Origin of the sequence: Kitasatospora sp. NPDC088346 (genome assembly GCF_044740765.1) — a bacterium.
Taxonomy (GTDB): domain Bacteria; phylum Actinomycetota; class Actinomycetes; order Streptomycetales; family Streptomycetaceae; genus Kitasatospora.
Window position 1 is genome coordinate 1 of the sequence record NZ_JBIURH010000101.1, and the last position, 12,671, is coordinate 12,671.

The window sequence follows — 12,671 nt, forward strand, 5'->3', positions numbered from 1 at the left end:
GCCTGCGCAAACACAGCCGAGACGCCACTCGACCACTGACCACCCTCGGCATCACATGACCAAACCGGACGGATCGCCAGAACGACGCCGCCCTGGTAGGAGGAGGGACGTGCCATGACTCGAATCCTTACACGATTTCGAGTCTCCACCGAACCCGGGGCGGTTCAGATCAACCTGGACAAGCATTCGTACGATTTATATCCTTAGGGCATGACTGAGCCGAATTTTCCGGACGACCTCATCGACCTCCAGAGGGAGTACAACTCGGCGCGCCGAGCAATGTGGGCCGAAGCCATGGAGGACCTTGAAACCCGCAGAGTGCAGCTTGAAATCCGGGCCAAAATTACTGAGCATCACTACTGGACTTCCATCCCCGAGGAAAGTCTTCATGCCGCGTATAGTGCACTGAAGCGGGCTAGCCTGCAGCTGGCGCCCGAGGCAGGCCCGCAGGATTCCGATCGACACTCGGTAATTCCGGAGTGAATTTTAGCGACCGCCATCGACCACAGGCCGATAATCGCGAGAATTAATCCACCTCTAATTCGCCGATCCGGACCAGTCCTTCTGTCGAGTAAATATCGGCGAGTTTCCAAACGAGGCAAGTTCATCAGCCAACGAATAATCGCCGACTAGAACAGTCAAAAGGAATTCCGCCATCCCGCAGTCGCGCCTGTCCCACTGTTCGAGATCTTGATACCAGACCACCACCGGCCAATTGTCAGGATCCCCACCTTCCATTAGCCAAAAACAGTGATCCCCCCTACTGTTGTTACCCCAGGAAAGCAATCCCCCAGGGGCTGGAAATGTCCGATACGGCTGACCGTCAGATCGATGACCGTAGGCGTATCTGAGATCCCTCCCCACAATTGCACTCTTATCGATAAACCCCTCGAATCCGACCGGGGCGCCTGGCGAGTTCGGCTTGAGGGTCGGAGACCATACCGAGAGCTCATCGAATACCCTAAATGACCCGTAAAGATCAATTAGATTTCGATAGTCGCAGGGGAATTCGACACCGACATCCCTCTGCGAGCACCCCCAGGGAACCCCAATCGGCCGATAATCCGGAACTCCGAGAATTTCAACGATTCGCTCAACCGTGCGATTCAATGGACCCCTCCTAGGATAATCACGGGCTTTAAATCGAACTTAAACCGAGAGCCGTCCGCTACCGTCCGAGCTCAACTATATTTCGAGTTCCGGGTGCATACTTCGAGTTCTCCACCCAGCTGTACTCCATCATCCCAGGGGACCCATCCGAATACTGGCCATATGCCATCATCGAAAACCCGAGCGGGATCTTACTCCTAGATGTGTCATAGACCGGAATGACAGTATAGTCGACGACCTGCCCGTCCCTCATGGCATCCCCGACATGTATCTCAAACTCTCGCATGGAGTTTAGTTCACCAGTGTTTGTGCCGCGCTGCCAGCAGGGGGCCAGGTTCTTTGCGTTGGTCCCGCTTCCTCCGAACTCTCGAGCGATGAAGTGGCATCGGGCCAGAGGATTCGAGTCGAGATCGAATCCAGCGTTCTCGGCGATATCACGGGCCTCTTGCCAGCCCGTTATGTTGCCACTTGCGTGGGTTCCACGACTACCGCTCGGTGTCCCGGTCAGGCAGGCCTCGGCTCCAGTAGGACGGTCCTGCGTGGTTCCCTCGACCTGCTCCATATCCCAGTAGTTGATCCATCCCCATCCCTGAGTTCCGTCCTTGGAGTCGTTCTCGGCAGTGGCTGGCCGTCTGTCCAGGCAGCTGCGCGGGGATCCCGTGCGCGTGCCACCACCGGGGTTCGCTCCGGGAGCGTTGTGTGTCTGGGCCGCCTGGTTTGGAGTGAGGCTGGCGGCACTGCCAGTCAGGAGTTGGAGCAGCTCTTCAACGCCGTAGGTTTTGGTGATGGTTTCAAGGAGCTTTGCGAAGTTCGGCGCTGTCCAGTCCGGCAGCGGCTTGGCGCGGTCCTGGTTCGGGCGGGGGTCGACCGGCGGCCTGTTCGGATTGTCAGGCCGCACCGGGTTTCTGGTGCCACAGTCGACCCTGCACGTGGCACCGCAGTTGACCTTGCACGTGGGGGTGCAGTTGGCCTTGCAGATACCTGGCTCAGGATTGTCCGGAGTGGTATTTGGAACCCGCCCATCGAAATGAATGTAGCCGTAGTACTGGTTTTTCTCCCATGGCTTCAGCTCAGGGCAGAGCTCGGGATTCGAAACGCAGGTCTTCTCCTGATACATGGTGGAAGAGACGCCGTTCAGGAAGACCTGAAGTGCGGTTCCAACACCGCTTCTGCGGGCCACCCGGAATCCACCAGCCAAAATCTGTCCGAGGCCTGGCGCAGGAATCGTCTTACCTTGCATGTACGGTCCCGGCGCGAGATTTCTGGATCCGCCAGGACTTGGCGCGAAGTGTCCGGCGGGGTCCGTTCGGTTGAGTGGGTCGCCACCGCTGTAGAGGTACCGGTTGGCCTGCATGGAATCGCCCGAGGGGTCGAGCTGCCAGCTGTCGCGGCTGGTGAAGCTGCCGGTGCCGGGCTGGTACCAGCGGGCGTGCATGTTGACGTCGCCGTTGGCGGGGTCGGTCCAGCCGCTCTGGTAGCCGAGGCTGGCGTTGGTGCCGGTGCGGGTGACGGGCTTGCCGAAGGGGTCGTAGGTGGTGCTGGAGCCGACGGCGGTGCCGGCGGTGTTGAGGGTGGCGGTGACGTCGGTGTGCTGGTCGGTGCGGATCCGCTTGGGGCCGGCCGCGTCGGCGGCGCCCGTGACTGTGCCCGAGGCGTCGCGGGCGTAGCGCCAGGTGCCGTCGGTGATGAGGTTGTTGGTGCCGCCGTCGTAGGAGAAGGTGGTGTTTCCCCGCTTGGTCATGCGGTCGAGGCCGTCGTAGGTGTAGGTGGTCTGGCCGTCGTTGGTCAGGCGGTCGAAGGCGTCGTACTTCTGGGTCTGTTCGGTTCCTGCGGTGGTGGTTGCGGCGAGGGTGCCGCGGGCGGTGTAGCGGTAGGTGCTGGTGCCGTCGGCGAGGAGGCGGTTGCGCTGGTCGTAGGTGGAGACGCCCTGGCCGTTGCGGGTGCGGTTGCCGGCGGCGTCCCATTCGTAGGGGGTGGTGCCGATGCCGCTGGTCCAGGAGGTGAGGCGGTTTGCCTGGTCGTAGGTGTAGGTGTTGTCGTCGGCGGGGTCGCCGGGCTTGCCGGTGATGGTCTTGCGGGTGAGGCGGTCGTCGAGGTCGTACTCGTAGGCGGTGCCGGTGACCGGGGTGCCCTGAGTGTCTTCCTGGGCGAGCGTGTCGGTGGCGAGGCGGCCGAGGGTGTCGTAGGTGAGGTAGCGGCTGGAGGTGGTCTTCCAGGTGGCGGGGGCGGCGGGGTCGCGGGTGACGTAGTTCTGGGTCTTGAGCCGGCCGTCGCCGTCGTAGCCGTACCAGAGCTGGGAGCCGGTCAGCTGGTCCTCGCTCCAGGCGAGTCGGCCGTCGGCCTTGTAGCCGAAGGTGGCCCAGCCGGTGGAGGAGTCCCAGCGGTCGGTCATGCGGCCGTCCTTGTCGTACTCCCAGGACTGGTCGATGCCGGAGACGGTGGCCTCGATGAGCTGGTCGCGGTCGTTGTAGGTGAAGTCCTGGGAGCTGGAGCCGGCGCCGTTGGCGGCGACCAGGCGGCCGGCCTTGTCGTAGCGCAGGGTGCGGTTGTCGGTGGCGGCCTCGGCGCCGGTGCCGGTCTCCTTGGTGAGGCGGCCCATCGGGTCGAAGGTGCGGGTACGGACGATGCCGCCGGGTTCGGTGAGCTTGACCGCCTGGCCGGCGACGTCGTAGCCGGTGGTCCAGGTGCGGTCCGCGGCCGCCGGGTGGGCGGTGGTGGCGGGCTCGACGGTGGACTCCGGCAGGCCCCACGGGGTGAAGGTGTACGTGGTGGTGTTGCCCCTGCCGTCGGTGAGGCGGGTGCGGTTGCCCGCCGCGTCGTAGCCGAAGGCGGTCGTGATGGACTGCCCGGGGGCGACCGGTTCGGCCCGAGCCGCGAGGCGGCCCAGCGCGTCGTAGGTCAACGTGGTCGTGGCGCCGGTGGCCGGGCTCTTGGTGGTGAGCGGCCGGCCCTCGAGGTCGTAGCCGCTCTCCCTCGTGCGCAGCGCGGTGCCGGCGGGGTCGAGGTCGGTGGTGCGGTTCGGGTTGCCGAGGGCGTCGTAGCCGATGGTGGCCGCTTCGCCGAGTGGGGCGGTGGTCTTCACGGTGCGGCCGAGGGCGTCGTAGTCGAGTTTGCTGGTCCGGCCGGCCGGGTCGGTGGTGGTGACGGGCTGTCCGGCGGTGTTGTGGGTGGCGGTGGTGGTGCTGCCGCCGGCGCTGCTCTGCGCGGTCTGGTTGCCGGCGTCGTCCCAGGTGGTGCGGGCGGTGAGGTTCTGCAGGGTGGGTTTGCGTTCGACGAGGGTGGCGGTCAGGTTGCGGCCGAGTTCGTCGTAGGTGGCTTCGGTGCGGCCGCCGACGGGGTTGGTGACGGACAGTTGCAGGCCGGTCGGGGTCCAGGTCGAGGCCCAGGTCGGCGGGTTGCCGTCGATGGGCGGCTGGAGGCTGCCGATGGAGTTGGGGTCGATGCGCTGGGTCTGGTGGCCGAGGCGATCGTAGCCGAAGGTGGTCTTGCGGCCGGCCGCGTCGGAGCTGGCGGTGACGCGGGACAGCTTGTCGTACTCGGTGCGGGCGACGGCGGTGAGCGCGGTGGTGGCGCCCGGCGGGGTGTAGTCGGGCAGGCGGGTCTCGGTGACGCGGCCGAGGCGGTCGGTGGTGGCGGTGGTGACCTTGCCGAGCGCGTCCTTGTTGGTGACCGGCTCGCCGAAGGTGTTGTAGCCCCTCGTGGCGGTCGGGTGGACGGCCGCCGGGGCGGCGCCGGCGCTCTCGGCCTGGACGGTGGGCAGCACGGTGCTGGTGAGCCGGCCGAGCTGGTCGTACTGGTAGGTGGTGGTGTAGGCGGCCGGGTCCGCTCCGGGGGCGTTGCCGTTGGGCGACGTGGAGGTGGTGACCAGGCCCCGCTGGTCGTAGCCGTAGGTGGTCCGGGCCGTCGGTCCGCCGGCGGAGGAGGTGAGCTCACTGCGGGTCTGGCGACCGGCGGTGTCGTAGACCGCGGTGGCGACCTGGTTCTCGGTGGCGCTGACCTTGCTGGTGGTGGAGGTGACGCGGTCGTCGGCGTCGTAGCCGACGGTGGTGGTCCGGTCGAGGCCGCCAGGGTCCAGGACGGTGCGGGTGGTGCGGCCGGTGGCGTCGACGGTGAACTCGGTGGTGGTGCGGCCGCCTCCGGCGGTCTGCCGGGTGAGGTGGCCGGCGCCGTCGTACTCGTTGCGCTGCAGGACGATCGGGTGTGCGGTGCCGTCGGCCTGGGTGACGGACTGCGCGGTGACGGTGGCGGTCAGGCCGTCGTCGAAGTACGTGTAGGCGGTGGTGGAGCCCATCGCGTCGGTGACGGAGGCCAGGCGTCCGGCCGGGTCGTAGGCCCTGGACTCGGCGGTCAGGGTGCGCGGTGCCTGGCCGTCGCCGTTCCAGCCCTCGACGAGGGTGGTGGCGAGCTGACCGCGCGGGGTGTAGGTGAAGCGGGTGATCTGGCCGAGCGGGTCGCTGACCGAGGTGGTGCGGCTGAGCGCGTCGTACCCGTAGGTGGTGACGCCGCCTTCGGCGTCGGTGGTCGTCGCGGTGCGGCCGAGCGGGTCGTAGGTGGTGCCGGTGGTGCGGGCGGTGTCGCCGCCGACCAGGTCGGCGACGGTGGAGGACAGCAGGCGGCCGTCCTCGTCGAAGCCACGGGTGGTCTTCGCCTGGTGCGCGGTGCCCGACACAGGGTCGGTGGTGCGCACTCCGGTGACGGCGGTCTCGCGGGAGAGCGAGTCGTACTCGATGACGGTGCTGACGCCGCCGGGCTGGGCGTCGGAGAACTGGGTCTCGGTGGTCTTGCGGCCCATCGCGTCGTAGCCGTAGGTGGTGCGCAGGCCCGACGGTGCGGTGGTGGACGCCAGGTCGCCGGAGGCGAAGTAGGCGTAGACGGTGGTGGCGCCGGACGCGGTGGCCTGGGTGGCGACCAGGCCGGCCGGGGTGATGCCGCCGCCCGTGGCGGGTTCGGTGCCGGCGGTGTAGGTGGTGCGGGTGGTTCGGCCGTCGGCGAGAGTGGTGGTCTCGGGCAGGCCGAGCGCGGTGTAGCCGATCGTGGTGCGGTAACGGTTGTCCGCGGGTCCCGAGGAGCGGGCGTCGCGGGTCTCGGTCGGCTTGTCGTTGCGCGGGTCCTTGGCGTTGTCCTTGTTCAGGTAGTAGGAGGTGTAGCTGGTCCAGCAGGAATTGGCGTCGCGGCAGGTGGTCTGGGAGACGGTGTTGCCGCGGGCGTCCTGACCGGTGATCGTCGAGTGCCCGTTGGGGTCGATGACGGTGTGCAGGAAGCCGCCGGTGTCGTACGCGTACGTGGTGGTGGCGCCGGTGGTGTCGGTGCGTGAGATCAGGCGCATGCCGCGCTGGGCGTCGTGCACGTCGGTGGACACGCCGCCCGCCGGGTCGGTGACGGTGACCTTGGAGGCCAGTGCGGTGGCGGAGGACAGGGAGCGTGCCTGGTGGTGCGCGGCGGCGCGTTCGGCGGTGAGCGGGTGCTGGTAGAACGCGACCTCGTCGATCTGGCCGTTGAGCCAGGACGAGCCGCCGTTGCCGCCGGGCATGGAGCCGGTGTAGCCGCCGCCCAGGTAGGTGCGGTTCATGTTGAGGTGGTTGACGGTGCCGGTGACCGTGCCGACCAGGGCGCCGTCGAGGTACAGGGACTGGGTGCCCCCTGCGGCGCTGAGCACGGCGTGGTGCCAGGTGTTGTCGGTGACCAAGCCGCCGGAGGCGATCGGCTGGTTGGCGCTCGCGCCGTAGAACATGCCGCGCAGTTTGCCGTCCGAGCCGACGTAGAGCGCCGGGACCACGTTGTACGGCGGGGAGCCCATGGGTTCGCTCTGCAGGGACAGCAGCACGCCCGGTCCGGCGGTGCGGAACCAGAGTTCGGCGGCGATCTCGGTACCGCTCTGCAGGATCGGTGTGGGCAGGTCGAGGTAGGAGTCGGCGCTGCCGGTGAACTGGGCGGCGCGGCCGTCGCCGACGCCGAAGACGCCCTCCTTGCCGATCTGGACACCGGCGGAGTAGGTGCCGTTGCCCTTGATTCCGGCGACCTCGCTGGCCGCGGTGGTGCCGGAGGTCTCGTCCGCGCGCCAGAAGCCGGCGGGCGCGTCGGCGACGACGGAGCCGCGGTAGCCGATGCCCTGGCCCGCGACCTGCGCGCTGCGGGCTCGGTAGTGGGCGAGGGCGTCGGCGGCGGTCAGCGGGTGCTGGTAGACGGCGGCCTCATCGATGGTGCCGGTGAAGTGGCTGACGTCGGCCGGGCCGGACGGCCAGCCCTGGGCGAAGCCGGCGCCGAGGTAGGTGTGGACGTTCTGCTGGTGGTCGACGGCGCCGCTCTGGACGCCGACCTGTGTGCCGTCCAAGTAGAGGGTCTGCTGGGTGCCGGCGACCGAGAGCACGACGTGGTGCCAGGTGCCGTCGGCGACGCTGCCGGGCGAGGCGGTGCTGCCGGCGGCGCCGAAGAAGCGGCCCCACAGTTTGTTGTCGCTGCCGACGTACAGGATCGGGGTCCAGGTGCCTGTCGGGCCGGCCGGGTCGTCGACCGCGCGGCTCTGGTCGCCGAGCAGCACGCCCGGCTTGGTGGTGTTGAACCACAGCTCGACGGCGAGGTCCTTGGATGCGTGCAGGACGCTCTCGGGGAGTTCCACCTGCGCGCGGGCGCTGCCGTCGAAGCGGGCGGCGGTGTCGTCGGTCGGGGAGAACACGCCGGGGGCGAGCCTGGTGACGCCGTCCCCGTAGCCGCCCGCCAGACCGGTGCCCGTCTCGCTCACGGCGACGGCGCCGTCTCGCTCGCCGAGCCGCCAGTACGCGGCGGGCCCGTTGGCGGTGACGGCGTTGTTGTAGAGGAAGGATCCACCGGTGTAGCCGGGTGCGGAGACCTTCCACTCGTTGGCGGCGCCGTCCTTGACGGAGTTGACCCGGTCGCTCGTGGCGTCGTAGCCGACCTGGGCGCTGGTCCGGCCGGAGGGCAGGACTACCTTGGTGAGCTGGGCGGTGCCGCCGCGCAGGGCGAAGTGCTCGGCCGCGACCTGGTCGGTCACGGGGTAGTCGTAGACGGCGACCTCGTCGATCTGGCCGTTGAACCAGGTCATCGCGCCGTTCTGCCAGGTGCCGAGGAATCCTCCACCCAGGTAGGTGCGGTCCATGTCGAGGTGGTTGATCGCGCCGCTGGTGACGCCGACCTTCTGGCCGTCGAGGTACAGGGCGGTGCTGGTCTGGGCGGAGGACAGCAGGACGTGGTGCCAGGCGTCGTCGTTGACGGTGCCGGCGGAGGTGATGATCCCGCCCGAGCCGTTGAACTGTCCGTTCAGCTTGCCGTTGGCGTCGACGTAGACGGTCGGGACGACGTTGTTGGGCGGCTCGGCCATCGCCTGGTTCTGGTAGGTCAGGATGACGCCGGGGCCGGCGGTCTTGAACCAGAGTTCGACCGAGCGCTGGGTGGAGCCGCTGATCGTCCTGGTCGGCAGTTCCAGGTAGGAGGAGCGGCCGTTGAAGGAGGCCGCCTTGTCGGCGGAGCCGCCCAGCGGGCCGTCGGCGCCCCAGGTGACGTCGACGGTCTGGGCGGGCGCGCGGTCGGTCACCCGGGCGTTGTTGGCGGCGGCCGAGCCCTCGCTCTCGCCGAGGCGCCAGTATCCGATCGGTGCGGCGTCCTGCACGGCGCTCTGGTAGCGCGAGCCGGTGCCGTACTCGTAGGCGGTGCAGCCCTTGTCGGCGGTGGTGGCCACGCCCGGCGGGCAGACCTTGGCCAGGCGGTCGCCGGTGTAGAGATAGCTCCAGGAGCCGGTCGCGCCGGAGGCGGTGACGGAGGTGACGTGGGCTCCGGTCCAGGCGAAGTCCAGGTAGCGGCCGGACAGAAGGTCCTTCGCTCGGCTCAGCCGGCCGCCGCTGTAGGTGAGCTCCTGCGCGTGGCCGGCGCCGTCGGTGACCTTCACCAGGTGACCGGAGGAGTCGAAGGTGTGCACGGTCCCGGTACGGTCGGTCAGCGTCCAGCCGCCGCCGTCCGCCTTGCGTAGGTCGGCGGCCATGCCGCTGCCCGCGATGTAGGCGCTCTTCGCGGTGTCCCAGGCGAAGCGGGCTCGTGAGCCGTTGGACGCGGTCAGGACGACGTTGCCGGGCAGGGACAGCCAGGAGCTGGACTCGACCTGGATCCGCATGTCCCAGCGGCTGGTCCAGCCCGCGCCGAACGCGCCGTCGACGCGGGGGTCCAGGGAGTTGAAGCTGCGGGTGACGGACAGCTCGGGGCCGACCGTCGGCAGCGCCGCGTCGGTCGCCGCGTTGGTGTAGTTGCCGACCGCCGCGTTGAAGTCACGGCCCGCGTCGGCCGCGGTGCTGTACTGCGCGGGCTGCGGCAGCAGGGTCCGCAGGTACGAGGGCTGCGACTTCGCGCTCGCGCTCTCGCCGTCGCCGGCCTCCGCGTACCAGGCGTACTGCTCGTTCCAGTTCAGCCAGCCCTCGGGCACCACGAACGCGGACGACGGCTGCCACGCGGACTGCTGGCAGCCCACCCGCGCGTCCTCACCGGCGACCCGGCAGACCTCGAAACGGTAGTCGACGGTGGGCCGCGGCGAGCGGTCCGGGTCCGTTCCCTGCGCGGTCAGCGTCGGCTGCAGCTGCTGGACCACCGAGTGCGAGGGCGGCGCCAGCTTCGTCAGCACGGGCGGCATGTTGACGGACGAGAAGCGGATGGTGGGCGGCGCGATGCCGTTGTCCATGTAGAAGTTGCTGTGCTGGTAGTCGTCCATCGTCCACGCAACGGTGTACGTGCCTTGCGGAAGCGATCGGATGTGCGCGTCGAACGTCGTGCCGCCGCCCGGGGGCACGTCCGCGGGCACCGACGTCCACGCGATGTTCGTGCCGTAGTTGGTGATGTTGTTGCCCCACTGGTCGAACAGCAGGTACGACATCTTGTAGCTGTTGCCCGGCGTCCAGGTCTCCTGACCGCGGTTCCACGCGCGGATGCGGAAGATGCCCTCCTGCGTCGCGGTCACCGGCTGCACCCAGCCGTCCAGCGCGTAGTCGGCGCCGTACTTGGACCAGGTGACGTCCAGGCTCGGGGCGGTGGTGGAGTTGTTCTCGCTGTCGAACTTCTTCCAGGCGTTGGAGTCCCGGTCGTCCGCCTTCACCGCCAGGCCGTAGTTGGCCTGCCAGCCGTGCGTCCAGCTGTTGACCAGATTGCGGCCCGCCTCACCGAGGTTGATGGACCTCCAGTTCGGCGCGCAGACCCAGTTGCCCGTCCCCGGCCGCCAGCCGTAGGCGAAGCTGTCGGAGACCAGCGCGCTGCCCACCGACGGGCCGGGCCAGGTGCGCACCGAGCCCTGCGACCAGTCCGAGGTGATCGGGTGAACGGTGACCGGACGGGCGTTGCACGACGCCGACCAGTTGTTGTACAGCGCCAGGTTGACGCCCAGCACGGTGGCGTTGCGCAGGGTGTTCTCGACACCGGTGAACTTCAGGAACGACGCCGCCTTGCTCGAGCCGCCGTCGTAGGTGCCCACCTTCAGCAGCGAGTCGGAGGAGAAGTCGGCGTTCACCCCCGACATCACATAGGTGCCCTGGACCGCCTTCGCCGAGTACACCGACGGGTCGACCTTGACCGGGAAGACACGCTCCGGCGCCTTCAGCCACGCCTCGTCCAACACCATCCGCAGCGCCTGCCCGCCGCCGGCCTGCACCAGTTCGTACCGGACCCCGCCGGAGACGACACCCTGACCACCCGAGTTCGGGGCCTGCCTGGAGTCCTCCATCCAACCCGACGGCATCCGACCGCGAACCGCGCCCGCGGCATCGGTGAACACCAGCGCCCCGCCGGCGTCGACCGACGCCGAAACGCCCTTCAGCCGCATCGGGAACACCCACTCGGCGGGCGCGGAGGCATCGCCCAGGACCAGCGTCTCCTTGAATGAATCGCTGCCGGCCTGCAGCGAGAGGTCCGCCTTGGGCAGGACCGCGGAGTAGGTGACGGTGCTGCCCTCGACGTTGCCCTGCACGTGGGCGGCTCCCTGCACCCCGTACGCGACAAAGGCGCCGTCGCCGAGGTCGAGGGTGACCAGCGGGTCGCCGTCGGCGGCGGCCGCGAGCTTCACCTCCCGCTCCCCCGACGTGGTGGTCCAGCCGTCCTGGGTGGGGGCGGCCCGGCCGAGTGAGGCACGACCCGCGGGAACCAGACTGGTGTCGATGGCGGCCCACGAGCCGTCAGCCCGCCGGAAATTCACGGGCGTCGGGTAGTACCGGGTGGTGAACGTTCCGTTGGCGTTCTGGAAGGTGCGCTGACGCTCACCGCGCTGCGTCACCAGTTCCGCACTCTTCGCCGCATCGAACCCGTCACTGGATATCTTCGGTGCCGGCGGTGACGGCACCTTCTCGGTTGCCGGCACGGGAAGCGCGGACGGCTTTCCGGTGAGCGGTCCCGACGCTGACGACGTGTCGTCCTCGGGCAGCTCGCCGCGGGCCGCCTCGTGCCCCTGGCGACCGCCGGCCGCCTCGGCATCCGTGTCACCCGCGGTCGCCCCGTGCGAGCGACCATCGGCACCACCACCACGCTGCTTGGGCAACTCACCTGGGGCGACAGCGGTGGAGTCACCTCGCCCGGCCCACCGCTCGGCGGCACTCGCACCGTCGGCTACACCGAGCACGGCGAGGCTCACACAGACGAGCAGGGAGATGGCACGACGGTACGTCAACACTTGGGCTCCACCCGGACTTCCAAAGAGATCCGCCAATTTCTACCGGACCCCGAACACCGGGCGAAAGACAAGATCCACCAATTTCACAGGAAAGTGTCAGCAATCACACAGACAAACCGACCGATTACTATGCGCAGCCATTCATAACGCACATGTTCAACCGTGAACATCAATCAGAAAACTACCGGCCGGTCACATAACGCACGCCATTCCAGCCCGAGCCGGGGCCGGCCTTGTCGCCGCCCTGGCCGACAACCAGGCGGCCCCAACACGGCCGGACCCCACCGGGGAACACGGACTGCGGCCGAACCGCGACGGCCACGCGCGCCGCCCCCGGCGTGGCACGCGGAACAGGGTACGAACACCGACTGCGCAGACCGGCACAGCGCCTGACGGAAGGCCTCACCGACACCGCCGAACAGGCCCTCACCTGCCCGATGTCACATGCCGGGCCCCAGCGGGCACTCCTATTGACTGTGAGGCCGAGGAGCGGCGTCCAGCGATCGAGACGAACGCGGAGAAGCGGTGGAACCGGTCCTTGTCGCAGCTGCGCTGACGACCCTGGGGGGTGTGGCGACGGCTTGTCTGAAGGTCGCCATGCTGAAGGTGCGTCTTCACAGCGAGACCGAAATCGCGCGTGTGGCGCACCAGGCGCTGAACGACCGGGTGCGGCTACTGCATCCGGGGTCGACCTTGGAGGAGAGCTTCCTCGGTCACCGCATCAAGACATCTCACGGAGCTAAGGAGTCAAGTGTGCTCCAGGACGCTGCTGGATGGGTGCAGGCGGAGAAGGTGGTCAGGTCATGCGACGGGATGCTCGGATGGCTCCCGAAATATGACGTGGACGCTCCGGCAGAGCGGCTGGAATGATCTGCGGATGACTACGCTGCATGCACTGGCCGAGTTCGGC

The 12,671-nt window shown here is 68.3% G+C and carries 3 protein-coding genes; 2 read left to right on the top strand and 1 reads right to left on the bottom strand.

Annotated features, from left to right (window positions below; genetic code table 11):
• Window positions 1-210 precede the first annotated feature (210 nt).
• Window positions 211-483 carry a hypothetical protein gene (locus tag ACIOFR_RS41090; protein WP_401005781.1) on the top strand — a complete coding sequence of 91 codons (273 nt, stop codon included), beginning with the start codon at window positions 211-213 and terminating at the stop codon, window positions 481-483.
• 685 nt (window positions 484-1,168) lie between these two features.
• Here the strand turns inward: ACIOFR_RS41090 and ACIOFR_RS41095 are convergent.
• Window positions 1,169-11,368: a LamG-like jellyroll fold domain-containing protein gene (locus ACIOFR_RS41095; protein WP_401005783.1), complete on the bottom strand. Its 10,200-nt coding sequence runs from the start codon at window positions 11,366-11,368 to the stop codon at window positions 1,169-1,171.
• 918 nt (window positions 11,369-12,286) lie between these two features.
• On the opposite strand from ACIOFR_RS41095, the gene ACIOFR_RS41100 reads away from it, so the two are divergent.
• Window positions 12,287-12,631, top strand: a complete 345-nt coding sequence (locus ACIOFR_RS41100; protein WP_401005785.1) for a hypothetical protein — start codon at window positions 12,287-12,289, stop codon at window positions 12,629-12,631.
• Window positions 12,632-12,671 lie beyond the last annotated feature (40 nt).